This window comes from Litchfieldella anticariensis FP35 = DSM 16096 (genome assembly GCF_000409775.1).
GTDB lineage: Bacteria > Pseudomonadota > Gammaproteobacteria > Pseudomonadales > Halomonadaceae > Litchfieldella > Litchfieldella anticariensis.
The window spans coordinates 837947-861820 of record NZ_KE332377.1 but is presented as its reverse complement, the minus strand read 5'-3'; the positions used below and the strand labels follow the sequence as shown (position 1 = coordinate 861820).

The window sequence follows — 23874 nt, the reverse complement described above, 5'->3', positions numbered from 1 at the left end:
GTGCGATACCCTCACGACTCCCCCCGGGGAGGTTGCTTACGGTTACTGACGGTATGCGCGACATTATGTCTTAACGCCTGTGCGAAACGGGCAGCGAATCCTTCTGTCTCTGAATGCACCACTGATGGCTGGGGCTCTCGCTCCAACGGGGCTTCCAGTTCATGCAGTTTGTTGACTTGGCCACCGCCTACACCGAGAACTAGCCAAGTCTCTTCCACCTCTACGATCACCACCCGCTCACGGTTGCCCACGGCGGTGCTACCGACCACTTTCAAGCGGCGGCGATGCGGATGTCGACTTGGCCCCCAGCGTTTGACCAGATAGCTGCATAGCACAATGATGGCAATGACCAGAGCTAGTGCCGCAGCGGTCTTGCCAAGAGCAGCCATGCCCATCAGGGCATCGCTGCTACTGGTCATTGCCTCCAGGCCGCTGGTCTCGCTGCTGGCTGTCGGGGTGGCGTTGCTCATCGATTGAGTTTCTGTACACGCTCGGATGGAGTGATGATTTCAGTGATGCGGATTCCATATTTATCGTCCACCACCACGACTTCACCTTGGGCTATCAGATAGCCATTGATCAGGATGTCCATGGGTTCTCCGGCCAGGCCCTCCAATTCGACGACCGAGCCTTGGGCCAGCTCGAGCAACTGCTTGATGGTGATGCGGGTACGTCCCAGTTCCACGGTAAGTTTGACTGGGATATCCATGACCATTTCCAGGTCTCGCATGGCACCACTTTTCTCTTCTTTGTCGAGTGGTTTGAAGACCTTATCGCCAGCGGTTTGAGTCGAAGATGTTGGCTTCGAGTCATCGATATCTTCGCCTTCGCTGGTCGCCTGTTCCGCCAGAGCGGCTGCCCAGGGATCGTCGTCATCGGCAGCGTCACTACCAACGTCCTGTTCGGCCATGGCGCTTGCCCAGTCGTCCTCGATATCCTTTTTGGGTTCGGGCTTCTGATCGGGGTTCTTAGGATCAGTCATTATCGGATTCCTTGGCTTGCGGCGTTGATCCTTTGATAAAGGTGTCCTTGGCCGGCTTGTTCATCGTGGCATGTTCTATCAGTTCCGAGACGCGCAGTGCTCGCTGTCCCTGCTGGCTGCCATATTCGCATCGCATTACCGGCACGCCGTCGACATTAGCGGTGACGAGATCTGGTAGCTCAATGGGCAGGACATCTCCGACCTTCAGAGACATGACACGCCCGACAGTAGTCGGGATATCGACGAAATCGGCTACCAGCTCAATCTGCGAGTGCTTGATCTCGCCGGCCATACGTTGGCCCCACTGATATTCTTCTTCCGGTTGGCTATCGGTCAGGGGGCCGCTCAATTGTTCGCGCAATGGCTCGATCATCGAGTAGGGCATGCAGATCTGGAAATCGCTGGCGAGATTACCGACTTCCAAATGGAAGGTGCTGTTGACGACAATTTCGTTGGGAGAGCTGGTGATGTTGGCGAACTTCACTTGCATCTCGGAACGCAGGAAATCGATTTCCAACGGATAGACGGAGCGCCAGGCCTCTTGGTAAGCGTCGACGGCAAGTTTCAACATGCGTCGAATGATGCGCTGTTCGGTATGGGTGAACTCACGGCCTTCTGACTTGGTCAGGAATCGGCCGTCACCCCCGAACAGGTTGTCGACGACCATGAACACCAGGCTAGGTGGGAAAACCACCAAGGCTGAGCCGCGCAACGGCTTCATGGCGATCATGTTCAGGTTGGTCGGTACCGGTACGTTGCGAGCGAAGTCGCTATAGCTCTGGTAACGCACGCTATCGACGGTGATATCCGCACTGCGACGCAGAAGATTGAACAAGCTCATGCGGAAATGCCGGGCGAACCGCTCGTTGATGATATCCAGTGCATGCAGCCGCTCTCGGATCACCCGATGCTGGGTGGCCGGGTCATAAGGACGCACGCGGGGATTGCCCGTTTTGCTGTCGGTGGGGGCAGCGTCCTCTTCTCCACTGACACCCTTGAGGAGGGCATCTATCTCATCCTGCGAGAGCAGATCGTCTTGGGACATGGCGCTATTGCACTTCTGTAAGGGCTAAAAGACCAACAATCGACAATTACTGGACGATGAATTCAGTGTAGAGCACGTCATTGATTGCAAGAGGCGGCTGGGGGTCGGTCAAAGGTCGCTCGAGTAGAGCAAGTATCTGTGACGACAGCACTTTCTTACCTTCGGGGGTAACCAGGTCTTCGGCGTGTTGGCTCGAAAGCAGCGTCAGAAGACGGCTGCGAACCTGGGGCATGTGCTCTTGCAGCAACTCGCGAGTCATCTCATCACCGACCTGTAGAGATAGTCCTACGTAGAGCAAGCGCTGCTCGTATTGGCGGCTCTGTACATTGACGGTAAAAGGCTTGATTTCGACGAAAACCGGTGTCGGCCCGCGCAGCGGCTCGGGTTGCACTTCCACTTGAGAATGGGCTTCACCCCGGCTGTCCATGAAATAGAACACGGCGATCGAGCTGCCCATAGAAAAGAGAATGACGAGGATCCCCAGTAACCACCAAGGCTTGCGAGTGCCTGTACTTGCAGATTTTGCCATTGCGTCCGCCATCAAGAATTGAGTCGACCTATCGAGGCCTCCATTGGGTGCAGTATGGCGACAGCCGGACCGTCACCATGGCTCGAAAAGGCTGGCCTTACAGGCTTATCTTGCCGTTTTGCACTGCTAGGCCTGCCTTGACCTCAAGAGTTATCGGCAGTGTTGTCTCGAAGTGAAGGCCTGGTTGCGCTCATGCATACAGGTCCACACGTCCATCAAGTGCATCATGTAAGGGGGTGATCATCTCGTTGCCTTGCGTCTCACCACCTTGTGGGGCATTGATTCCAGACGCCTGCATGCCTGGGTTCCCAGCAAATGCTGGCTGTTCCTGTTGCTGCTGCTGGGGATGTTCACCAACCATGGCTTCGCCTAGTGAGATGCCTTGTTCTTCCAACGCTTCACGTAACTGTGGAATGGCCTGTTCGATAGCGGTGCGTACCTGGGCATGAGCCGATAGGAACTGGGCCTGGGCGCCGTGCTCGGTGACTTTCAGACTGACAGACAGCGGGCCCAGTTCGGCTGGATTGAGGTGTAGTTCAATCTGCTGACCACCTCGCTGGTGAAGGCCGATGAGCTGTTGCCCCAACTGTTGTGACCACTGGGGACTGGTCATCGGTGCCGGTAATACACCACCTGGAGTGACGCTGGGGGTCGTGGTAGATGCCGCTGTGAGGCTTCCTGCCTGTGCGCCGGATTGAGTTTGGTTCAGCACGCCAGCAAGATGATGCTGTGTTTCCTTGCCACTATGCGCTGCAAGCTCGCTATTCTTCCCCAACTGACTGGCGAAGCTGGCGTCGTGCATGATGGTTTCAGCTTGAGGGGGCGCCAAGGGTGTCTGGCTAGATAGTGATGCCGATGTTCCGGAAGGTGCTTGAGTCGCCAAGGGGCGCAACTCATTCAGGGCTTGATAGCGGCTTGCGTCACCTCGGCTCCCATCTTGGTGGGACCCTGCATGGAGTTCGGTGAGAGGACTGGCAGGCGGTGTTTGCCGGCTTGTTTCCGGCCCTGCACTGCTACCCGATGAAAGGGCTGCCACCTGCTGCCCTGCGGTTCGTTGATTGCGATCGATCGGTATCTCGGCCGCCAAGGCAGGGGAGGCACCGTTGAGCTGTCCGGCATGGTCGATCAGGTTCATGCGCTCACGGATGCTGGCCAACGGCTTCTGCTCCACGAGAGGCTCATCGATGGGCAGTTGCACATCGATCAAGGGAGCGCCCTGGAGTGCAACATCGGCGTTGAGGATGTCTTCCAGCTCTTCCAGCGTTTGGTGTGTAACAGGGGGCTGGGTCAGCATGGCGCTGGCCTGGGCGATGCCTTCGGAAAGCGGTGCCAAGGCGGAGATAGACGCCTGTTGCTGGACTTGGCCCTCGGTTGTCTGCACCCCCGTTTGCACATCGGTCATCACGGCAACTGACTCAGCGAGTGCATTCTTTAGGTCCCTTCCGCCGGAAAGCTTGGCGTTGGCACTTGCCTGATCGAACAAGCGTGAGAAGGCCTCATCCACCTGAGGTCCAGTCGACTTGGTGTCGTTGGACGCTGAAGTGCTCTGGGCAGCCGTGGTAAGTATCGCAGTAATGTCCATTGAGCCTCCTTGGTCAGGCACCGCTGTGACTGGTCGTGTCGCGGTCGCGTTGCCGCAACAAGGTGTTATTGGTGATTTCGTCGTTGTGGCGCATTTCCCGGCGATTCTCTTTGCGGCTGGCCTGTTCGGTACGTCGCGTTGCCAGAGTGTCGAAGGAGGACAGCTTGCGTTGCTGCTGTCGCCAGTGTTGCTGGCTGTTTTCGACACGTCGCTGCTGCTCGTCAAGTGCTTGTCTAGCCCGCTCTAGCGCCGCATCCAACGAATGAAGAAATGCCCGGTAGTTGTGCATGGTGGCTGGGTCGATGCCACTGAACATCGCTTCTTGCAGCCGTTGGGCATACTCCAGGCGATAGCGTCCCAATGCTTCTAGTTGAGTTTCTACCTGTTGCTGGTTTTGGCGCTCGCTTGCCAGTGTCTGGCCAGCATTGTCGCGGGCCTTACGAGCCAGGTCGATCAGAGTGTCGAGCGGTTGCTGATGCGTCATCGCGTGCCTCCTACTCCGAGTAGTACTGCCATGGTCTGACGGGAGTGGCCGATGTCGGCGCGCTCATCGATGCGTTGCTGCAGGAAGTTTTCCAATTGGGGGTAGAGCTTCACGGCCTGATCGAGTTGGGGATCGTGGCCAGGGCTATATGCACCGACACTGATCAGGTCGCGGTTGCGCTGATAGCGTGAGAACAGTTGCTTGAAGGCCTGGGCTTGGCGTTGCTGATCGTCTTCGACGATGGCCGTCATGGCGCGACTGATCGACGCTTCGATATCGATGGCTGGATAGTGGCCGGCTTCGGCGAGTTCGCGCGAGAGCACGATATGACCATCGAGAATGGCACGAGCCGAGTCGGCAATCGGGTCCTGCTGGTCGTCGCCTTCTGTGAGCACGGTATAGAATGCCGTGATCGAACCTCCACCACGTTTGCCGTTACCGGCACGCTCCACCAGGCTCGGCAGCTTGGCGAAGACTGAGGGCGGATAGCCCTTGGTGGCAGGCGGTTCACCAATGGCCAGAGCGATTTCACGCTGGGCCATGGCATAGCGTGTCAGTGAATCCATGATCAGCAGCACGTTACGCCCCTCATCGCGAAACGCTTCGGCCAAGCGTGTGGCATAGGACGCTCCCTGCAGACGTTGCAACGGCGAAGTGTCCGCCGGAGCGGCCACCACGACCGAGCGACGCAGGCCTTCGTCACCCAGAATGTTGTCGATGAAGTCCTGGACCTCGCGACCACGTTCGCCGATCAAGCCGACGACGATGACGTCAGCTTGTGTATAGCGTGCCATCATGCCGAGCAGCACTGACTTACCGACCCCTGAGCCGGCGAACAATCCCATGCGCTGCCCGCGTCCCACGCTGAGGAGGGAGTTGATGGCGCGGATACCCACATCGATCTGGGTATTGATTGGCGCGCGCGACAATGGGTTCAGCGGTGGAGTAGCCAGAGGTGCGTGTGGAATGTCCAGCAATGGCCCTTGGTCATCGAGAGGGCGGCCATTGCCGTCGAGCACCCGGCCCAGCAGACTGTCGCCCAAGGGGAAGCGGCGTGCACTGGTGAGCTCGCCTTCGCCCAAGGGAAAGACTCTGGCCCCAGGAGTGAGACCGCTGATTTCTGCTAGTGGCATCAGAAACAGTTTCTCGCCGGAAAAGCCAACCACTTCAGCTTCGGCAAATTGGGCGGTACGCTCTGATCCAGGACTACTCAACTCGATCCGACAGGCGCTTCCCAACGGCACTCGCAGCCCCACGGCTTCGAGAACCAGGCCCGTTGCTCGGATGATGCGGCCGCTGGCGCGATAGCTGGGAACGTTTTCGACCCGCGTTCTGACACGGGTCAAGGTTTGCTGCCAGCGAGCTTGATGAACATTGGCGGAAGCGGGTTGTGTCATATGCCATCCTCCCGCTTGGGGGGGGCATCGAGTTCCCCTTGTGAAACGCGCCGCCGGATCTGGGCGGTAATGGATTCCCAACGACGTTCCCAAGTGGCATCGAGTTCACCGCTGGTGCTGGAGACGCGACACCCACCGCGGCTTATCTGATCATCGGGCTGCAGTTTCCAGCCAGCAGCCGCGAATTCATTGCCAAGATGCGCCTGCACGAGGCTGAGATCGGCGGGGTGCAGCCACAGTCGCGGATGGCCGCCAAGACAGGGCTCCACGTGCAGCAGTTCTCGGACGATCTCGAGAATCTGCTCTGGATGCGCTTCCAGAGCTTCGCCAGCCAATTGGCGTCCAGTGGCCAGGGCCAGCTCTACCAATTCGGAAGCGATATCTTCATCCAGCTGTTCCAGTGCCTCTCGGAAGTGCTGGGCTAGGGGGGCGAGAGGGGATAGTGCCTGTTGGATCTGACGTTGCATCTCCTGTTCGCCGGAATCACGTCCCTCGCGCTGGCCTTGCTCGAAGCCCTCGGAATGGCCAGCCTCGAAGCCGGCACGGTAGCCTTCCTGACGAGCTTCTTCACGTACGTTCTCGCGCAAGGCCTCGAGTTCGGCATTGCGCTTGAAGGCTTGTTGGCGAATGGCTTCGTAGCGAGCCTGCTCACGCTGCTGACGTTCGCGTGTAGGGTTGGCGAGCTCGCCCATTTGCCAACGATGCCAGTGGCCATCGTCGTGACGGGAGGGGCGGCGTTCAGACATAGGTGTCGTCTCCACCACCAATCACGATTTCGCCGGTATCTGCCAGACGGCGGACCACCTGAAGAATGGTCTTCTGTTCGGCTTCGACTTGGGAGATGCGGATCGGACCACGACCTTCCATATCCTCCTGCAGCAACTGGGCGGCACGTTGGGACATGTTGCGCATGAACTTTTCCATGAGCGCATCCGGCGCCCCCTTGAGGGCAACCACGAGTGAGTTGGTATCGATTTCCTTGAGCAGGAGCTGGATCCCGCGGTCGTCCAAGTCGAGAAGGTTCTCGAACAGAAACATCTCGTCGATGATTTTCTGGGCCAGGTCCTCGCTGTGGGCACGTACCGTCTCGATAACGGCCTCTTCCTGACTGGAGTTCATGAGGTTGAGAATCTCGGCTGCAGTCCTCACGCCGCCCATTTTGCTGCGCTTGAGGTTCTGGCCGTCGAGCATGCCGCCAAGCACTTCGGTGAGTTCCTGAAGGGCGGCGGGCTGGACACCACTGAAGGTGGCGATGCGCAGAACCACGTCGTTACGCAGCTTGTCATCGAACAGCTCGAGTACATCGGCGGCCTGATGGCGTTCGAGGTGTACCAGGATGGTGGCGATGATCTGCGGATGCTCATCACGGATCAGCTCAGCCACCATTGAGGCTTCCATCAGATTCAAAGCATCGATCCCTGAGCTGGTGCCGGACGACTCGAGAATGTCTTCGATCAGGCTCGATGCACGCTCACTACCCAGGGCCTTGGTCAACACCGCACGAATATGATCGCTGGAGTGCAGATTGACAGCGGTGAACTCCTCCGACTCGTTATGGAAATCATTGATGACCTGTCGCATCTCTTCATGCGAAACCTGATCGAGGGTGGCCATCTCCTGGCTGATATCCTGCACTTCTTTGGCCGAGAGATACTTGAAGACCTCGGCGGCGCTGTCCTCATCAAGGGCCAGTAGCAGGATGGCGCCGCGGCGGGCACCGCTCAGCTTGCTCGTGTCGATGTTAGTCATGCTTGCTCATCCAGCTCCTGACGATCATGGCCACCAGGCGTGGATCTTCCTGGGCGATTTCACGCAGCTCCTTGAGGCTCTGCTCGTAGCCAGCTGATTTGCGCTTCTTGCGGCGTGGTGCCTCATAGGTGTCGTCGATATCCCTGTCAGCATCATCACTATCCTCTTCGTCGTCGCCCACGGTGGCGCGGAAGTTCGACTCGAGAGCCGGCGCTGGCAGCGGGGCTTGGGTATGACGCTTGATCAGCGGTCGCAGAATCAACAGGTAAAGCAGCAGTGCAGCCAGGCCTACCAGTAGGTAGCGACCCAAGGCCAAGGCCAGGTCATGCAGCTCCGGAGATTCCCACCAGGCTCTATCTGTGTCAGCGTCCGGCTGTTGGGTGAAGGGGCTGTTGACCACTTCGAGCTCGTCACCGCGTGTAGAGGAGAAGCCCATGGCCTGACGCACCAGACGATCGATCTGGGCCAGTTCCTCATCGCTCAAGGCTTCGCGGGTCGGTTCGCCTTCCTCGTCGACGCTGTCGCGGTAGTTGACCACCACGGCTACCGAGAGACGTTCTACCTCGCCAGTACGATGCTGAATATGTTCGACGCTGCGATCGACTTCGTAATTGATAACGTTGTCTTGACGCAGGCTACTGGGGGGACGGTTCTCTTCAGTGCCATTTTCTTCGGTGTTGTTTTCATTACCTTCTTGACCTTCTTGACCTTCTTGGGCCGGCAACTCGATAGGTGAGGGCGCTACACCGGGTGGGGTGTTGGTCAAAGCGCCGGGGATGCCCCGTGCCAACTCATCTCCACCAGTGTATGAAGCGCTGTGCTGGGAACTGCGTACAGCGGCTTCATTAGGGGGCTGATTGGGGCCGTAGCGTTCAGAGGTCTCTTCACGGCGGGAGAAATCGATTTGAGCAGCGACCTGGGCGCGAACATTTTGTGCGCCAAGAAGGGGGATCAGGATGTTTTCGATGCGGCGTCGATAGGAGCGTTCAACTTCTTCGATGTAGTCGAGCTGGGTGCCATCGAGATCATGGTTCTTGCCTCCCGGTAACGACAGCAGACGGCCGTTCTGGTCAACGACGGTGACGTCTTCGGCAGCAAGTTCGGGTACGCTGCTGGACACCATGTGAACGATGGCATTGACTTGTCCTTCACCGAGCACGCGTCCGCTGTGCAAAGTGACGATCACGGAGGCTTTGGCCGGCTCGCGGTCACGCACGAATACCGAGGGCTTGGCCATGGCAAGATGCACGCGGGCTTGCGAGACAGGGCCCAGCGATTCGATGGAATGTGCCAGCTCACCTTCCAGGCCGCGCTGATAATTGACGTGCTCGGCGAACTGGCTGATGCCGAAGGCTTGGTTGTCCATCAGTTCGAAGCCGACGTTACCCCCCTGGGGCAGGCCGGCTTCAGCAAGCTGCAGGCGGAGTGTATGGACTTGATCGCTGGGGACCAACAGGGCTTGGCCGCCCTGACTAAACTGATAGGGGACCCCGCGCTGGTCCAACTCACTGATGATACGTCCACCGTCAGCCTCGCTCAGATTGCTGTAGAGCACCCGATAATCGGGACTTCTGGCCCACATCAACAGGGCAATGACGATGGCCACCACAGCAGCCCCGGCGATCAGTAGCGGGATCAGAGGGTTGGCACGAAGTGAGTCGAGAAGCTTAGCCACGGAAGGTCCCTGGCGGCCTTTAGAGGCTTCGCTGGTGGCGCCATCGTTGGCCGAGGCCGCGTTACTCATGCGCTCCTCCGGCAGCGGGTGGCAAGGAATCTCGAATTGTTTTCTGCAAGCATGTCAGCGTCCGGCTCCACAATCCGTCGCGATTCGCCGCCTGCCTGCGCGTCAGGCGGTCGTGTGATGAAGGCCATTATCCGTGCAAGCGTCGAGGCTAAAGGCAAGAAAAGCTGGCCTTTTATTGCCCAATTGAGCGTTTGGAATCGTGCTGGGACTTGCTAGGCTTGCGTCATCCTTAATATCTTGCGGAGTGCGTTACATGAGTTCGCCCGCCATTCAGTCTGCGTTGTCACAGATGCAGACTCTTGCCAGTCAGGCGGCTGGTACATCAGCCAAGGGGCAGAAGCTTTCCACCGTGGTGGGAGAAGGTGGTTTTGCCAACGAACTGCATGCTTCGATTCAGCGCATCAATCAGTTGCAGCAGGTTGCAAGCGCCAAAACTACGGCCTTTCAATCCGGCGATCCAGATGTGGCTCTCAATGACGTGATGGTCGATGCTCAGAAGGCCAGTGTAGCCTTTCAAATGGGAGTGCAGGTTCGTAACCGGCTGGTCACGGCCTACAAGGACGTGATGAATATGCAAGTGTGAGTCGGCGATCTACGTATGTCGTCTATATCCAAACGCCCGGTGGCCAAGCCACCGGGCGTTTCGTCATGAGGAGGGCTGGCTCAAGGCTTGCGCAGTGAGGCATCTAGGTGATCCACCACTTCAGCCCAGTCGGCATCCTCTTCCAAGGCGTCATGCAGGAAGTTGGCCTGAGCTTCGTTCCAGAAGGGGGCATCGGCTAACGCAATTTCATCAGGCAACGGTGCGTGTCTCTTGATGAATTGCTCGATGGCAGTGGCGTCGGAAGGTAGGCCGAGCTGCTCGAACAGTTCACTGAAGTGGTGGACAGGCTGTTCCATGAGTCCTCCGGGCATCTGGCGAGTCTTTGTTCTACCTTAGTCCGTTTGCTGTCGTGATGCTTGACGCTGAACCTTAGCGCTCGCCTACCAATGGGGTGACGAAACGCCGATGTCGCTCGGCGATGGGCAGTGGTTGTGCAAGCAGATGAATCAATTTGCACATCGCCGCTTCAGGTGTCATGTCGTCACCGGATAAGACACCGGCATCCACGAGGCCGCTGCCGGCGGCATAGGCGCCGATAGCTATGTTTCCTTGTGGGCATTGACTGATAGCTGCCAGCAGTTTGCCTTCTCCACTTGCCTTGGCTAGAACGCCCAGAAGCTCAGGAGTTTCGGGGATATTGCCGCCACCCCAGACTTCCAGTAGGGCGCCTTGGACTTGGGGGGCATCGAGCCAGGCAGCCAGCTGTCGATGGCTTATCCCTGGCCAGAATACAATTCTGGCAACGGGCGAGGCGGGTAAGGCTCGGTAGTCGGGGAGCTCGAATCGGGGGGCTCCGCGCTGTTGGATATCGAGTCCGCGCTGAGAGAAAAGAATGGGTTGGTGATCGACAATCTCGCCTAGTCGAGGATAGTTGGGGCTGACGAAGGCGTCCGCAGCACGGGTGTGCCACTTGCGTGTGCGCACTCCTCGTAACAGCTTTCCTGCAAAGCACACGGCCACTTCCTGCAATTCAGGTAATGCAGCAAATCGCAGCGCATCCTCTATATTGCCTAGGGCGTCACTGGATGGCGCTTCCAGCGGCTGCATGGCGCCGGTCAAGACTACCGGCTTGTCGATTCCTTGCAGTTGGAAGGCTAGGCTGCTGGCCGTCCAGGCTAGGGTATCGGTGCCGTGCAGGATCACGAAACCACGGTAGCGAGGGTGGTGCAAGGCAATCAAAGAGGCCAGGTCTTGCCAGTCACTAGGCGCAGCGGCACTGGAATCGATTGGCCGTGATGTTTCGAGAAAATCGAACTCCGGTAGCGAGGCGCGGCGTGTGGGGGGGAGCGATTGCAGCGCTTGGCTTAGCCGTCGAGAGAAATCGCGGCCCGGTTCTAGTCCGCGTGGTCCTTCGATCATCCCCAGAGTGCCTCCGGTATAGATGACGAGCAGTGGTTTGTGGTCCTGGGGCATGAAGCTCTCCTGTATGCGGCATGCATGACGATCAGCCGCCATGATAGCCGAACGAGAGCGCTCGATGGACGATTGTGCCGCTCGAGGTGGATCAGGCGTTCGCCGTGCTCCGCAGGGCGTTACGCTTCCAGTCGAATCAAACGGCCTTGTAATTCGCTTAGCGACTCGGCGATACGCAAGACTTCTTCGGATGGAATCTGGCGAATGACCTCCCCGCTCTCACGGTCGACAATGCGGGTCACGGTGCGATTGTCGTATTCGTTGATATGGAATTCGATGCCATAGGCGCGCATGACCTCATTGATGCAGTTGACGGGCTCTACCAGCTTTCCGGCAGCAGGCTCTTCGGTGGGGCCAGTGGTCGCATCTTCTTCAGGGAGGGGGGCTTGGGCCTTGTCGAGTTGGGCAAGCATGTTGTCCAGGCGCTGCTGGACGCTTAATCCTTTGGTGGCTTGGCTGATGTCTTGGATTAGGTCGCTCATGATAAACCCCTCCCGTTCCTTGATCGTAGTGGGTGTCATTGCCCACTATCGGCTGATCGCGGAAAAACTTGAGAGTTATCCTGAGAAGGGCGTCCACCGAAGAGAAGGTGGGCGCCGGGAGGGAGGGGGTCAGGCTTCGATGGGGGTCGTGTCGGCGATGCCCAGGCGCTGAATCATGGCTTCGACCATGCGTGCGGAGTGCGTGGCTGCTTGCTCGATAAAGCGCTGGAATGACAGATTGGATGTCTTTCCGGCGATATCGGAAAGCGCACGGATTACCACGAAAGGGCAGCCATAGAGGTGGCAGGTTTGAGCGATGGCGGCGGCTTCCATCTCAGCAGCCAGCATGGTCGGAAAGCGTCGCCTGGCGAGAGCCACGGCGTCAGGGTCGGCCATGAAGACGTCACCGGTGGCGATTAGCCCCTCTAGCACACGTAGCTCGCCCATGCTCTCGATACACTCTCGGGCGATGTTCACCAGGCGTGGATCTGGTTGGTAAGCTGCCGGCATTCTGGGGACTTGGCCGTGTTCGTAACCGAACGCTACTGCATCGACATCGTGATGGCGTACCTCCGTGGAAATCACTACATCGCCAACTTCGAGTCGGTCGTCGAAGCCGCCGGCCGAGCCGGTGTTGATGACCGCTTCCGGGTGATACATATCGAGAAGCAGTGTGGTGCCGACGGCGGCATTCACCTTGCCGATACCCGATTGCAGAATCACGACATCGACACCGTGCAAGCGGCCGAGGTGGAAGGTCGAGCCGACGTGCTGTCGAGTTTGGCAGCCGTCCAATCGCGAGGCCAGCAGCGCGACTTCCTCGGCCATGGCACCAATGATGCCGATCTTTTTCATTCTGAATGTTCCTTGCTAAAAGCGGTGCTCTGTTCAGGCGAAGACTTGTGTCCATTCGTCGCGTTTGGCGAGGAAGCCGCGCGCGATGTCCTTGGCACCTTCCAGGCTATGGCTGGCAGCCCAGCCGCACTGCATTTCGTTGCATGCTGGAACCTCATTGGCATCCAGTACATCGTTGAGGGTTTTTTCCAGCAGGCTCAGGACGTCGTCATAGTCATCGTGGTTGATCAGGGCGACATAGAAGCCGGTCTGGCAACCCATGGGGCTGATATCCACGATCTTGTCGCTGTGGTTGCGTGATAGTTCTGCCATCAAATGTTCCAAGGAGTGGAGGGCGGGCATCTCCATGTGCTCCCTGTTGGGCTGACAGATACGCATGTCATACTTGTGGATGGCGTCGCCATTGTCTCCGACCTTGATGCCGGCCAGCCGTACGTAGGGGGCTTTGACCTTGGTGTGATCGAGATTGAAGCTTTCCACGTTCATTTGCGGATGCTCGTTCATGGCGGGGCCTCGAAATTCATTATTGAAGGGTGAAGCGTAAAAGTCGCGCATTCTAACGCAAGGCGCTCAGTCCTGCATGGCGTCGTGCAGTTCTGCAGCAAACAGGGTGTTTTCCAGTAGCGAAGCCACGGTCATTGGGCCGACTCCTCCGGGCACCGGGGTGATGTAACTTGCACGCTGTGCAGCTGGTTCGAATTCCACATCTCCTACCAGTCGGCCGTCCTCCTCCCGATTGATGCCTACATCGATGACGATCGCCCCGTCCTTGACCCATTCACCCTTGACCAAGCCGGGTTTGCCGACTGCTACGACTAGCAGGTCGGCATTCCTGACGTGGGCTTCCAGATTGCGGGTGAAGCGGTGACAGACAGTGGTTGTACACCCTGCCAGCATCAGTTCGAGTGCCATGGGGCGCCCTACGATGTTGGAAGCGCCAACGATGGTAGCATCCAGACCGCGAACCTTGAGTCCCGTTTCCTGGAGCAGAGTCATGATGCCTTTGGGGGTGCAGGGGCGCAGAACCGGCAGTCGCTGCGCCAAGCGTCCAAGATTGTATGGGTGAAAACCATCGATATCCTTGTGCGGCAAAATGCGCTCGAGAATAGGGCGGGGGTCCAGATGATCGGGTAGTGGAAGTTGAACCAGAATGCCGTCCACGCAAGAGTCTGCGTTCAGGTCGTCGACCAGCGCTTCCAGCTCCTTTTGGGTTGTATCAGTGGGCAGTTGGTGACGTAAGGAGGAGATGCCGACTTCTTCGCAGGCACGATGCTTGTTACGTACATAGACTTCGGAGGCCGGATTGTCGCCGACCAGAATCACGGCAAGCCCAGGCGTTCTCGCGCCAGCCTGGCGGCGAGCCTCGACTTGTCGGGCGACCTGTTGGCGGACATGAGTGGCAACAAGCTTGCCATCGATCAATTGGGCGGTCATCAAACGTTTCCCCCGAGGTGGGCGGTAGCATGAAAAGTAAGGGAGCAGATTTTCGCATGCCCAGACGAACAGTCAAAGCGCTTGAAGGGCGGTATGGCGGACATGATTTTTCTAATGGCTTGACCGGCGGAGAAATATACGTAGAATACGCCTCGCACTGACGCGGCCCGTAGGTCGTTAGTCAAGGCCGTGCAATATGCCGGCGGGGTGTAGCGCAGTCTGGTAGCGCGCCTGCTTTGGGAGCAGGATGTCGGGGGTTCGAATCCCTCCACCCCGACCACAACCAATTGATTTTACTTGCTTAATTTCTTCAGTTGGTTGCAGGCAAGAGGTTTGAGGCCGTAGAATGCGCCCATAGCTCAACCGGATAGAGCAACGGCCTTCTAAGCCGTAGGTTGCAGGTTCGAATCCTGCTGGGCGTGCCATCTCCGATAGCGACGTTGGCAGGCCGGCTGGATCGAGCGCCGATATGGTGGATGTAGCTCAGTGGTAGAGCCCCGGATTGTGGCTCCGGTGGTCGTGGGTTCGATCCCCATCATCCACCCCACTTCATCGGCTTCCATGGCTGGGATTTTTCACGCCAGGAATGGATTGTGTCTCGTGTAATGGTGGATGTAGCTCAGTGGTAGAGCCCCGGATTGTGGCTCCGGTGGTCGTGGGTTCGATCCCCATCATCCACCCCATTACACAGCTTCCCCTTTTATTCTTCCTTTTTGTCGTATGTCTCATGCTCATGAGAGCCTGTCTATTGCGCACTGTGCTTTTGTGCTCGTGAGCCTTGCTCTTGTGTGGAGTGTGCGGTGTGGCGGTCACATTTGCCGATTCTGTTGAAAGATCCCCTTGTGCCTTGTGATTCTGCCCCCATAGTGAAGGCATGGCGCGCTTGCCAGCGCGTGATGAGGTTCTTAGAATTACTCTTTTGACCCTTCAACGCATTCCATAGAACGCCCCCAGTCGGTAGAGGACTATTCATGCAAGTTTCCGTCGAAACGACCTCCCAGATCGAACGCCGTGTCACGGTTCAGGTGCCGGCGGATGAGGTCGACCAGGCCGTCACGGCCCGCCTCAAGGACGCCGCCAGGAACGTCCGCCTCAACGGTTTCCGTCAAGGCAAGGTGCCGATGGCCGTGGTTCGTCAGCGTTATGGTCACGACGTGCGTAACGAAGTGGTGGGCGAACTGATGCGCGAGCGCTACGTTCAGGCCATCACCCAAGAGAGTCTCAATCCCGCTGGCTATCCGCAGATCGAGCCGACTGTCAATGAGAGTGGCAAGGATCTTGAATTCGTTGCCACTCTGGAGGTCTACCCTGAGGTTGAGCTCAAGAGCATCGATGGTGCCGAGGTAGAGCGCCCGGCGGTTGAAGTGACCGATGCCGATGTCGAGCAGATGATCGATACGCTGCGCAAGCAGAATGCTTCCTGGGAAGCGGTGGAGCGAGCTGCTGAAGATGGCGATCAAGTGACCATCGACTTCCAGGGCTTTCTTGGCGACGAGCCTTTCGAGGGTGGTCAGGCCGAGAACCATGACCTGGTGCTAGGATCGGAGAGCTTCATTCCCGGTTTCGAGGAGCAGCTGGCTGGTGTCTCAGCCGGCGACGAAACTGAGATCAAGGTGACGTTCCCTGAGGACTATCAGGCCGAGAATCTGGCGGGTAAGGAAGCGACGTTCAAGGTCAAGGTGCACCGTGTCAGCGCTCAACAGCTTCCTGAGATCGACGCCGACTTCATCAAGCAGTTCGGCGTGGAAGATGGTGACGTCGAGAAGTTCCGTGCCGAAGTCAAGAAGAACATGACTCGTGAAGTAGGGCAGGCCGTCGACAATCGTGTCAAGCAACAGGTTCTCGAGGCGCTGAAGAATGCCAACGAGATCCCTGTGCCCCAGGCGTTGGTTCAGCAGGAGACCGATGCACTCAAGCGCCAGGCGGCTCAGCAGTTTGGTCTGGGCGAGGATTTCGATGTTTCCCAACTGCCCAATGAATTGTTTGCCGATCAAGCCAAGAGTCGTGTCCAGGTCGGGCTGCTGCTGGCCGAGGTGATCAAGGTCAATGAGCTGGATGCCAGCGATGATGAGATCAAGGTGAAGGTCGAGGAGTTGGCCCAGCAGTATCAGGAGCCACAGCAGGTCATCGACTATTATCTGGGTAACGAACAGCTCAAAGGTCAGGTCAAGTCGTCCATCCTCGAGGAAAAGGCCGTTGACACACTGCTAGAGCAGGCCCATGTCAAGGATGTCGAGATGAGCTACGAGCAAGCGCTCCAGGCCGCTCAGCAGCAGGCTCAAGACAGTGACGAAGCCGACGAGGAAGATGGCGAGAGCGAAGAAGCCAAGGCCTGAACGTCGGATAAGGCATAGCCAAGCCCGGCTTATGCCGGGCTTGGTGTTATGATTTAATGAGATAATGGGTCCGCGTCGATAGTGTCGTGGTTTCAGTCATCGGATAAATAGGACGCCAATCAGATGGGTAACGAGTTCGATATTCAAAATGCCGGCGGCCTGGTGCCGATGGTGGTCGAGCAGAGCGCTCGCGGAGAGCGGGCCTACGATATCTATTCGCGCCTGCTGAAGGAGCGCGTGATCTTCCTGATCGGGCCAGTGGAAGATTACATGGCTAACCTGGTGGTTGCCCAGCTGCTGTTTCTCGAGTCCGAGAACCCCGACAAGGATATCCACCTGTACATCAACTCTCCAGGAGGGTCGGTGACGGCGGGAATGTCTGTCTATGACACCATGCAATTCATAAAGCCCGACGTGTCGACCGTTTGCATCGGTCAGGCAGCAAGCATGGGGGCTCTGTTACTGGCTGGTGGTGCAGCGGGCAAGCGCTTCTGTCTGCCAAACTCGCGGATGATGATCCATCAGCCGCTTGGCGGTTATCAGGGGCAAGCGTCGGATATTGAGATCCACACCAAGGAAATCCTCAATATCCGCCACAAGCTCAACAAGATTTTGGCGCATCACACGGGACAGGATATCGAGACGATTGCTCGAGATACTGATCGTGACAACTTCATGGACGGCGCCCAGGCTGCAGAATACGGCCTGATCGATGCCATGCTGGATAAGCGTCCGGCTTCCTGATAGCGTAATTTCAAGGCGCATCAGAAACAGGCAACTTCCGGCGGCATGAGGGCCGCCTCCCGTTAAGAGGTACGCGAATGGCCGACGGCAAAGGCAAGGACGAGAGTGGCAAGCTGCTGTACTGCTCGTTCTGCGGCAAGAACCAGAACGAAGTCCGTAAGCTGATAGCTGGACCCTCCGTCTATATCTGCGATGAATGTGTCGATCTATGCAACGACATCATTCGCGAGGAAGTCCTCGAGGCCGACGCTGAGGGCGACGAAGATCGCTTGCCGACTCCGCGCGAAATTCGTCATACCCTCGACGATTACGTGATTGGCCAGGATCGCGCCAAAATGGTGTTGTCCGTGGCGGTCTACAATCACTACAAGCGTTTGCGCGCCGAGGTGAAGTCCGACGATGTGGAGTTGGGTAAGTCGAACATCCTGTTGATCGGGCCGACCGGTAGCGGCAAGACGTTGTTGGCTGAAACGCTGGCGCGCTTGCTGAATGTGCCCTTTACCATTGCGGATGCGACCACGCTCACTGAAGCTGGGTATGTGGGTGAGGATGTCGAGAATATCATCCAGAAGCTACTGCAGAAGTGTGATTACGATGTCGACAAGGCGCAGAAGGGCATCGTTTATATCGATGAGATCGACAAGATTTCGCGTAAGTCCGACAATCCTTCCATTACCCGGGATGTATCGGGTGAAGGCGTGCAGCAGGCGCTGCTCAAGTTGATCGAAGGAACCACCGCGTCAGTGCCTCCCCAAGGGGGGCGCAAGCACCCTCAACAGGAGTTCTTGCAAGTCAACACCGGTAACATCCTGTTCATCGTCGGCGGGGCTTTCGCCGGATTGGACAAGGTGATTCGCGATCGTGCCGAAAAGGGTGGCATTGGTTTCAATGCCTCGGTCAAGAGCAAGGAAGAAGGCAAGGGTATTGGCGATATTCTGGCTGATGTCGAACCGGAAGATCTGGTCAAGTTTGGCCTGATTCCCGAGTTCGTGGGCCGTCTACCGGTGATCGCCACTCTGACTGAGCTTTCCGAGGACGCTCTGATTCAGATTCTCACCGAGCCTAAGAACTCCTTGATCAAGCAATACGGCAAATTGTTCGAAATGGAAGGGGTGGAACTCGACTTCCGTGAAGACGCCTTGCGTGCAGTGGCAGCCAAGGCTATGGCACGCAAGACCGGTGCTCGTGGTCTGCGCTCGATTCTCGAGTCGGTGTTACTCGATACCATGTACGAAATTCCCTCCTTGGAGGGTGTCACCAAGGTGGTCATTGATGAGTCGGTAATTGCCGGGGAAAGCGAGCCACTGTTGATCTATTCGCAGCAGGAAGAAAGTAAGGTGGCCGGCAAGGACGGTTGACGAGCCGAAGACCCGCTCGAAGAGGGGCCGCCCAGCGGCCCTTTTTCGTGTGCTGACACAACGGGTGGCCGCTCGTAGGTTGCGCCTTGCAAATTGCCACCCGTGCCCCCATCACCTTAGTAAATCCCGATTTGTTGAGGAACGTCTGCGATGCAGCAGAACGCCGAACAGACCCTGAGTCTGCCATTACTCCCCTTGCGTGACGTGGTCGTCTACCCGCAGATGGTCATTCCGCTGTTCGTGGGACGCGAGAAGTCTATCCAGGCCCTTGAAGCGGCCATGGAGGCCGACAAGCGGGTACTGTTGGTCGCCCAGCGTGAAGCAGGTCAGGACGATCCGGATAGCGGCGATCTGTTCGCCGTGGGGACGGTGGCCGAGATCATGCAGCTTCTCAAGTTGCCCGATGGAACCGTCAAGGTTCTAATCGAAGGGACGTCGCGTGCCGATGTCGGAAAAATCACCGTTGTTGATAGCGGTTATAGTCGAGCTGAGGTGAGCCTGCGTGAAAGCGAACCGTTGACCGAGCGGGAGCGTGATTCCCTGGTACGGGTATTGCTCAATCAGTTCGAACAATATGTCAAACTGTCCAAGAAAGTGCCCAATGAGGTGCTCAATTCTCTCTCCGGCATCGAGGATCCCAGCCGTCTGGTGGATACCATCTGTGCGCATCTGTCATTGAAGATCGATGACAAGCAACAGTTGTTGGAGGTGGATCGGGTGCGCGATCGTATCGAGCACCTGATGGCGCTGATCGAATCCGAGATCGATCTGCTGCAGGTTGAGAAGCGGATTCGCTCCCGGGTCAAGGACCAGATGGAGAAGTCCCAGCGCGAGTACTATCTCAATGAGCAGATGAAGGCCATCCAGAAGGAGATGGGTGAGCTCGAAAATGTGCCCAATGAGGCCGAGAAGTATGAGCAGGCCATCAAGGAATCCGGCATGCCCAAGGAGGCTGCCGACAAGGCTAACCAGGAACTCAGCAAACTGAAGATGATGGCGCCGACCTCAGCCGAGGCCACGGTGGTGCGTTCCTATCTCGATTGGCTGATTTCGGTGCCGTGGAAAAAGCGCACTCGGGTCAAGCACGATCTGGCGCGTGCTGGCCAGGTACTGGACGAGGATCACTATGGGCTGGAAGAGGTCAAGGAGCGCATCCTCGAGTATCTGGCGGTACAGAAGCGTGTCAAGAAGCTCAAAGGGCCGGTGCTTTGTCTTGTTGGGCCACCTGGGGTAGGTAAGACTTCTCTCGGGCAGTCGATTGCTCGTGCCACCAATCGTAAGTATGTGCGTTTGGCATTGGGTGGAGTTCGTGACGAATCCGAGATTAGGGGGCATCGCCGGACATATATCGGCTCCTTGCCCGGCAAGTTGATTCAGCGCATGAGCAAGGCCGGGGTCAAAAATCCGTTATTCCTGCTCGATGAGGTTGACAAGATCGGCATGGATCATCGCGGCGATCCCGCTTCGGCGCTGCTTGAGGTGCTGGATCCGGAACAGAACGACAAGTTCAGCGACCATTACTTGGAACTTGACTACGATCTCTCCGAGACCATGTTCATCTGCACTGCCAACTCAATGAACATTCCCGGCCCGCTTCTGGATCGTATGGAGATCATTCGCTTGCCGGGTTATACCGAGGACGAGAAGCAAGCCATCGCCAAGCGCTATCTAGTGCCCAAGCAATTGAAAGCCAACGGCTTCAAAGACGATGAGTTGGCCTTCAACGGCGATGCCCTACTGGAACTGATCCGCTACTATACTCGTGAAGCGGGAGTGCGTGAGCTCGAGCGTCAGATCGCCAAGGTCTGCCGCAAGGTATTGCGCGAACGGTTGGAGGCCGAAGGCAAGGAAGGAGCCCAAGCGCCCCGGACATTGACGGCGGCCGAGATCGAAGCCTATGCCGGTGTGCGCCGTTATAGCTATGGTCTTGCCGATCAGGACGATCAGGTCGGGCGCGTGACAGGCCTGGCGTGGACGTCCGTAGGGGGCGAACTGCTCAACATTGAGTCAGTGGTGACGCCGGGCAAGGGGCGTATCAACAAGACTGGGTCGTTGGGCGAAGTCATGAAGGAGTCTGTCAGCGCAGCACACACTGTGGTACGCGCAAGAGCCATGTCATTGGGTATCGATCCCGAGAGGTTCGAAAAGGAAGACCTGCATATCCATGTGCCGGAGGGTGCTACACCCAAAGATGGTCCTAGTGCCGGCATTGCCATGGTGACGGCCATGGTATCGGCTTATACTGGGCGCGCGGTGCGGTGCGATATTGCCATGACAGGTGAAGTCAATCTGCGTGGTGAAGTCATGCCTATCGGTGGATTGAAGGAGAAATTGCTGGCTGCCCGACGCGGTGGTATAAAGATAGTGCTAATACCCGAAGAGAACCGCCGTGACCTCAAGGAGGTACCGGATAATATCAAGGATGCGTTGGACATCAGGCCCGTTCGATGGATCGATGAAATCCTGGAGGCGGCACTGGTAGGAACGCCGGAGATTGAGGGTGACGAAAAGCGACCCGATGACCCAGCTTCTTCCCGCTCGATGATCAGTACGCATTAGCGATAATTGTCCCATTATGGTAAAGGGTAAACCCCGCCATGATGGGGCTTGGCGCCAAAGGTTGCTTGACAGACGTTTCATCGCATTGCTATAAATTGCGCCTTGCCGTGATCGCGTAAGCCACCCGAAGATAGCGCCGATTAGTAGTCAATTTCCGTAACAGTCAAGGGGTGAAGTGTGAACAAATCCGAGCTGATTGAAGCCATTGCCGCGTCTGCCGATATTCCCAAGGCAGCCGCTAGTCGTGCACTCGATGCCATGGTCGAGAGTGTCACTGAAAGCCTGAAGAAGGGTGATGCCGTGTCTCTGGTGGGCTTTGGTACCTTCTCTGTCAAGGAGCGCGCCGCGCGTACCGGCCGTAACCCTCAAACGGGGCAGCCGATTCAGATCAGTGCCGCAAAAGTGCCGAGCTTCAAGGCTGGCAAGGCGCTCAAGGACTCGGTCAACTAAGACGCTGACTCGTCGTCAGCGGGCTTGGTGGCCCGTCATCAGGCGCATCGCGAACGCGGTGCGCCTTTTTATTGTCGGAAAATTCGGTGCCGGCGAGCGGACAGGAAGCATTTTCACGTTCATCTTGGTGACGGGGCGTAGAGACTTGGCTTCAATGCCGTCCCACTAGGTATAATGTCTCGCATTTTCGTGCCAATCTTCAGCTGAGGCCAGCATGCTGCAAAATATTCGGGATCGCTCCAAGAGTTGGGGCGCCAAGATCATTATCGGGGCGATAGTCGTCACCATGGCTTTGTTCGGGGCGGATGCCTTGGTGGGGCTGTTCACGAGTGGGGCGGATGACCTGGCCAAGGTCAATGGCGAGTCCATTACTCGTCGTCAAGTCGAGCTGGAAGTTCAACGTGCCATACGTAGTGGCCAGATACCACCGGATCAGGAGCGGGAATTGCGCCGCCAAGTGCTGGATGAACTGATCACCACCTCGCTACTGGACCAGTATGCCGACGATGGCGGCTTACATCTTTCCGAGAGCCAAATCGATCAGGTGATCGTGTCGTTACCTGAGTTTCAGGACCAGGAGGGGCGTTTCTCAGAAGATCTCTTCCGCAATCGCCTGGCCAGTGCCGGCTATACTCCCATGTCATTCCGTGAAGCATTGCGGGTTGATATGCAGCGCCGACAGCTACAGCAGGGGCTGGCGCTCAGCGATTTCACCCTGCCTTCCGAGCGTGAGCGTCTCGGGGAACTGCAGCGACAGACGCGAAGCTTCCGCTATCATGCTCTGACCGCCGAGAACCTCGAAACTCCAGTCGAAGTCAGCGAGGCTGAACTCAAGACCTATTACGAAGCTAATGCTCAGGACTATCGACGTCCCGAGCAGGTTCGCCTGGAATATGTCATTGTCGATCGGATGGAGATGGCCGAAGAGGCCGAAGTGGGCGAACAGGCATTACGCGACGCCTATGAGAGTCGGGCTAGTGATGCCGAGCGCCGTGTGTCACATATCATGGTGACCTTTGATGGGGAACGTAGCCGTGAAGAAGCACGTGCCCGCCTTGAAGACGTCCGGGATCGGCTGGCAAATGGAGAGGACTTCGCTGAATTGGCGGCTGAGTATTCTGATGACACTACCACTGCCAGCGAAGGTGGTGATCTGGGCATCATCAGTCGTGGCTTTTTTGGTGAGGCTTTTGAGAATGCCGCTTTCTCGCTGGATGAGGGGCAGGTGTCTTCCATCGTCGAAACCGAGAATGGACTGCACTTGATCAAAGTGACTGAGATCGAGATGCCGCCATTTGAAGCGATGCGTGATGAGCTACGTGACGAGGCGGCAGAGGAAGCCGTCAATGATGAATTCAACCAGCGCGTGCAGCGCCTCATCGATGAAAGCTTTGCTGCCGATGACCTGAAGAGTGTGGCCGACGATCTTGGGCTTGAGCTTCAGCAAAGCGACTGGGTGTCTCGTGACGGTGGGAGAGGGGTGCTTTCCGAGCCTGGGGTCATGAGTGCTGCTTTCAGTACTGATGTACTTGAAGATGGTTTCAATAGTGAAGTCATCGAGCTTGATGAGGATCGCCGCATGGTGCTGCGGGTTGCCGATCACCGTGAAGCTGCCGTTCTCGATCTGGATGAGGTGCGAAGCCAAGTCATGGCCGAGGTGAAGGCAAGCAAGCAACGCGAGGCCTTGCTTGAACTGGCACGCAAGCACGTGACGGATTTGCGTGATGGTGAACAACCGGCTTTCGAATGGCAGCAGGCGAACAGCGTCGGTCGTCAATCGGGAGGAGACATTCCCCAAGCTGTGCGCCAGGCGGCGTTCCGTTTACCGCATCCTCAAGGCGACCAACCGGTCTATGGCCATGCCGTGGTTGAGAATGAGGTGGTGATCATCGCCCTCGACGCAATCGAGCCGGGAGATGTCGATGAAGAGTATGAGGGCTTCGTGGCGCAGATGGCCGAGAGACTGCGTGCCCAGGCTGCCATCCAAGGGTTGCTTGATGACTTGCATCGTAAGGCGGACATCGAGCGTCTCTGACGAGAAAAAAGATCGCGCGGTATTTGTTACCGCGCATTTTTTTGAGGCAATAATGTTATATTGTAACCATTGGCGTTGGTAGCGAGGTTCAT

The 23874-nt window shown here is 57.3% G+C and carries 23 protein-coding genes and 4 tRNA genes; 11 read left to right on the top strand and 16 right to left on the bottom strand.

What is annotated here, in order from left to right; genetic code table 11:
• Positions 1 to 11: 11 nt before the first annotated feature.
• The 10 genes from fliO to fliF all read right to left on the bottom strand — a co-directional run bounded on the left by fliO (position 12) and on the right by fliF (position 9512).
• Positions 12 to 470: a flagellar biosynthetic protein FliO gene (gene fliO, locus L861_RS04010; RefSeq protein ID WP_016415274.1), complete on the bottom strand. Its 459-nt coding sequence runs from the start codon at positions 468 to 470 to the stop codon at positions 12 to 14.
• On the bottom strand, positions 467 to 982 hold the full coding sequence (fliN, locus tag L861_RS04005; protein ID WP_016415273.1) for a flagellar motor switch protein FliN: 516 nt from the start codon (positions 980 to 982) through the stop codon (positions 467 to 469). Before fliN ends, fliO begins: the two co-directional genes overlap by 4 nt.
• Positions 975 to 2027: a flagellar motor switch protein FliM gene (gene fliM / locus L861_RS04000; protein ID WP_016415272.1), complete on the bottom strand. Its 1053-nt coding sequence runs from the start codon at positions 2025 to 2027 to the stop codon at positions 975 to 977. Before fliM ends, fliN begins: the two co-directional genes overlap by 8 nt.
• 46 nt (positions 2028 to 2073) lie before the next feature.
• The gene (fliL, locus tag L861_RS03995) at positions 2074 to 2556 is read right to left on the bottom strand and encodes a flagellar basal body-associated protein FliL (RefSeq protein WP_027947447.1); all 483 of its coding nucleotides are present in this window, start codon (positions 2554 to 2556) and stop codon (positions 2074 to 2076) included.
• 190 nt (positions 2557 to 2746) lie between these two features.
• The gene (locus tag L861_RS23505) at positions 2747 to 4138 is read right to left on the bottom strand and encodes a flagellar hook-length control protein FliK (protein WP_016415270.1); all 1392 of its coding nucleotides are present in this window, start codon (positions 4136 to 4138) and stop codon (positions 2747 to 2749) included.
• A gap of 13 nt (positions 4139 to 4151) precedes the next feature.
• Positions 4152 to 4622, bottom strand: a complete 471-nt coding sequence (fliJ, locus tag L861_RS03985) for a flagellar export protein FliJ (protein ID WP_016415269.1) — start codon at positions 4620 to 4622, stop codon at positions 4152 to 4154.
• The gene (fliI, locus tag L861_RS03980; protein WP_016415268.1) at positions 4619 to 6019 is read right to left on the bottom strand and encodes a flagellar protein export ATPase FliI; all 1401 of its coding nucleotides are present in this window, start codon (positions 6017 to 6019) and stop codon (positions 4619 to 4621) included. The genes fliJ and fliI overlap by 4 nt, the downstream gene beginning before the upstream one ends.
• Entirely contained in the window at positions 6016 to 6765 is a 750-nt protein-coding gene (gene fliH, locus L861_RS03975; RefSeq protein WP_016415267.1) for a flagellar assembly protein FliH, read from the bottom strand. The genes fliI and fliH overlap by 4 nt, the downstream gene beginning before the upstream one ends.
• Positions 6758 to 7768, bottom strand: a complete 1011-nt coding sequence (gene fliG, locus L861_RS03970; RefSeq protein WP_016415266.1) for a flagellar motor switch protein FliG — start codon at positions 7766 to 7768, stop codon at positions 6758 to 6760. Before fliG ends, fliH begins: the two co-directional genes overlap by 8 nt.
• Complete coding sequence (gene fliF / locus L861_RS03965; RefSeq protein WP_016415265.1) at positions 7761 to 9512, bottom strand: flagellar basal-body MS-ring/collar protein FliF; 1752 nt, start codon at positions 9510 to 9512, stop codon at positions 7761 to 7763. The genes fliG and fliF overlap by 8 nt, the downstream gene beginning before the upstream one ends.
• Positions 9513 to 9765: 253 nt before the next feature.
• Here fliF and fliE point away from each other — a divergent pair, with 253 nt between their 5' ends.
• On the top strand, positions 9766 to 10095 hold the full coding sequence (gene fliE, locus L861_RS03960) for a flagellar hook-basal body complex protein FliE (RefSeq protein ID WP_016415264.1): 330 nt from the start codon (positions 9766 to 9768) through the stop codon (positions 10093 to 10095).
• A gap of 80 nt (positions 10096 to 10175) precedes the next feature.
• Here the strand turns inward: fliE and L861_RS03955 are convergent, their stop codons facing one another.
• The 6 genes from L861_RS03955 to folD form a co-directional block, all read right to left on the bottom strand.
• Positions 10176 to 10412 carry a DUF2789 domain-containing protein gene (locus L861_RS03955; RefSeq protein WP_016415263.1) on the bottom strand — a complete coding sequence of 79 codons (237 nt, stop codon included), beginning with the start codon at positions 10410 to 10412 and terminating at the stop codon, positions 10176 to 10178.
• A 73-nt stretch (positions 10413 to 10485) separates the two neighbouring features.
• On the bottom strand, positions 10486 to 11529 hold the full coding sequence (locus tag L861_RS03950) for an asparaginase (protein ID WP_016415262.1): 1044 nt from the start codon (positions 11527 to 11529) through the stop codon (positions 10486 to 10488).
• A gap of 119 nt (positions 11530 to 11648) precedes the next feature.
• Positions 11649 to 12011 carry a flagellar protein FlaG gene (locus L861_RS03945; protein ID WP_016415261.1) on the bottom strand — a complete coding sequence of 121 codons (363 nt, stop codon included), beginning with the start codon at positions 12009 to 12011 and terminating at the stop codon, positions 11649 to 11651.
• Between the two features lie 129 nt (positions 12012 to 12140).
• Positions 12141 to 12866 (bottom strand): 5'-methylthioadenosine/S-adenosylhomocysteine nucleosidase, encoded by a 726-nt coding sequence (mtnN, locus tag L861_RS03940; RefSeq protein WP_016415260.1) that lies wholly within the window; start codon positions 12864 to 12866, stop codon positions 12141 to 12143.
• A 33-nt stretch (positions 12867 to 12899) separates the two neighbouring features.
• A complete protein-coding gene (locus L861_RS03935; protein ID WP_027947449.1) occupies positions 12900 to 13370 on the bottom strand; it encodes an S-ribosylhomocysteine lyase in 471 nt (156 codons plus the stop codon).
• A gap of 66 nt (positions 13371 to 13436) precedes the next feature.
• On the bottom strand, positions 13437 to 14300 hold the full coding sequence (gene folD / locus L861_RS03930; RefSeq protein ID WP_016415258.1) for a bifunctional methylenetetrahydrofolate dehydrogenase/methenyltetrahydrofolate cyclohydrolase FolD: 864 nt from the start codon (positions 14298 to 14300) through the stop codon (positions 13437 to 13439).
• Between the two features lie 203 nt (positions 14301 to 14503).
• Here folD and L861_RS03925 point away from each other — a divergent pair.
• From L861_RS03925 to L861_RS03880, 10 genes are all read left to right on the top strand, one after another.
• Positions 14504 to 14580 (top strand) — tRNA-Pro (locus tag L861_RS03925).
• 68 nt (positions 14581 to 14648) lie between these two features.
• Positions 14649 to 14725 (top strand) — tRNA-Arg (locus L861_RS03920).
• A gap of 47 nt (positions 14726 to 14772) precedes the next feature.
• Positions 14773 to 14847: transfer RNA gene (locus L861_RS03915), tRNA-His, on the top strand.
• Between the two features lie 61 nt (positions 14848 to 14908).
• Positions 14909 to 14983, top strand: a tRNA-His gene (locus L861_RS03910).
• Between the two features lie 288 nt (positions 14984 to 15271).
• Positions 15272 to 16636: a trigger factor gene (gene tig / locus L861_RS03905; RefSeq protein ID WP_016415257.1), complete on the top strand. Its 1365-nt coding sequence runs from the start codon at positions 15272 to 15274 to the stop codon at positions 16634 to 16636.
• Between the two features lie 123 nt (positions 16637 to 16759).
• A complete protein-coding gene (gene clpP / locus L861_RS03900; RefSeq protein WP_016415256.1) occupies positions 16760 to 17380 on the top strand; it encodes an ATP-dependent Clp endopeptidase proteolytic subunit ClpP in 621 nt (206 codons plus the stop codon).
• Positions 17381 to 17457: 77 nt separating this feature from the next.
• Positions 17458 to 18738, top strand: a complete 1281-nt coding sequence (clpX, locus tag L861_RS03895; RefSeq protein WP_016415255.1) for an ATP-dependent Clp protease ATP-binding subunit ClpX — start codon at positions 17458 to 17460, stop codon at positions 18736 to 18738.
• A 150-nt stretch (positions 18739 to 18888) separates the two neighbouring features.
• A complete protein-coding gene (gene lon, locus L861_RS03890) occupies positions 18889 to 21297 on the top strand; it encodes an endopeptidase La (protein WP_016415254.1) in 2409 nt (802 codons plus the stop codon).
• 177 nt (positions 21298 to 21474) lie between these two features.
• Positions 21475 to 21747, top strand: coding sequence for a nucleoid-associated protein HU-beta (gene hupB, locus L861_RS03885; RefSeq protein WP_016415253.1), 273 nt, complete (start codon positions 21475 to 21477; stop codon positions 21745 to 21747).
• 214 nt (positions 21748 to 21961) lie between these two features.
• Complete coding sequence (locus L861_RS03880) at positions 21962 to 23782, top strand: SurA N-terminal domain-containing protein (RefSeq protein WP_016415252.1); 1821 nt, start codon at positions 21962 to 21964, stop codon at positions 23780 to 23782.
• Positions 23783 to 23874: the final 92 nt, after the last annotated feature.

What these genes read in the sequence shown, in the direction of transcription:
- fliO (WP_016415274.1), bottom strand. Translation starts at nt 470, where the DNA reads ATGAGCAACGCCACCCCGACAGCCAGCAGCGAGACCAGCGGCCTGGAG.
- fliN (WP_016415273.1), bottom strand. Translation starts at nt 982, where the DNA reads ATGACTGATCCTAAGAACCCCGATCAGAAGCCCGAACCCAAAAAGGAT.
- fliM (WP_016415272.1), bottom strand. Translation starts at nt 2,027, where the DNA reads ATGTCCCAAGACGATCTGCTCTCGCAGGATGAGATAGATGCCCTCCTC.
- fliL (WP_027947447.1), bottom strand. Translation starts at nt 2,556, where the DNA reads ATGGCAAAATCTGCAAGTACAGGCACTCGCAAGCCTTGGTGGTTACTG.
- L861_RS23505 (WP_016415270.1), bottom strand. Translation starts at nt 4,138, where the DNA reads ATGGACATTACTGCGATACTTACCACGGCTGCCCAGAGCACTTCAGCG.
- fliJ (WP_016415269.1), bottom strand. Translation starts at nt 4,622, where the DNA reads ATGACGCATCAGCAACCGCTCGACACTCTGATCGACCTGGCTCGTAAG.
- fliI (WP_016415268.1), bottom strand. Translation starts at nt 6,019, where the DNA reads ATGACACAACCCGCTTCCGCCAATGTTCATCAAGCTCGCTGGCAGCAA.
- fliH (WP_016415267.1), bottom strand. Translation starts at nt 6,765, where the DNA reads ATGTCTGAACGCCGCCCCTCCCGTCACGACGATGGCCACTGGCATCGT.
- fliG (WP_016415266.1), bottom strand. Translation starts at nt 7,768, where the DNA reads ATGACTAACATCGACACGAGCAAGCTGAGCGGTGCCCGCCGCGGCGCC.
- fliF (WP_016415265.1), bottom strand. Translation starts at nt 9,512, where the DNA reads ATGAGTAACGCGGCCTCGGCCAACGATGGCGCCACCAGCGAAGCCTCT.
- fliE (WP_016415264.1), top strand. Translation starts at nt 9,766, where the DNA reads ATGAGTTCGCCCGCCATTCAGTCTGCGTTGTCACAGATGCAGACTCTT.
- L861_RS03955 (WP_016415263.1), bottom strand. Translation starts at nt 10,412, where the DNA reads ATGGAACAGCCTGTCCACCACTTCAGTGAACTGTTCGAGCAGCTCGGC.
- L861_RS03950 (WP_016415262.1), bottom strand. Translation starts at nt 11,529, where the DNA reads ATGCCCCAGGACCACAAACCACTGCTCGTCATCTATACCGGAGGCACT.
- L861_RS03945 (WP_016415261.1), bottom strand. Translation starts at nt 12,011, where the DNA reads ATGAGCGACCTAATCCAAGACATCAGCCAAGCCACCAAAGGATTAAGC.
- mtnN (WP_016415260.1), bottom strand. Translation starts at nt 12,866, where the DNA reads ATGAAAAAGATCGGCATCATTGGTGCCATGGCCGAGGAAGTCGCGCTG.
- L861_RS03935 (WP_027947449.1), bottom strand. Translation starts at nt 13,370, where the DNA reads ATGAACGAGCATCCGCAAATGAACGTGGAAAGCTTCAATCTCGATCAC.
- folD (WP_016415258.1), bottom strand. Translation starts at nt 14,300, where the DNA reads ATGACCGCCCAATTGATCGATGGCAAGCTTGTTGCCACTCATGTCCGC.
- tig (WP_016415257.1), top strand. Translation starts at nt 15,272, where the DNA reads ATGCAAGTTTCCGTCGAAACGACCTCCCAGATCGAACGCCGTGTCACG.
- clpP (WP_016415256.1), top strand. Translation starts at nt 16,760, where the DNA reads ATGGGTAACGAGTTCGATATTCAAAATGCCGGCGGCCTGGTGCCGATG.
- clpX (WP_016415255.1), top strand. Translation starts at nt 17,458, where the DNA reads ATGGCCGACGGCAAAGGCAAGGACGAGAGTGGCAAGCTGCTGTACTGC.
- lon (WP_016415254.1), top strand. Translation starts at nt 18,889, where the DNA reads ATGCAGCAGAACGCCGAACAGACCCTGAGTCTGCCATTACTCCCCTTG.
- L861_RS03880 (WP_016415252.1), top strand. Translation starts at nt 21,962, where the DNA reads ATGCTGCAAAATATTCGGGATCGCTCCAAGAGTTGGGGCGCCAAGATC.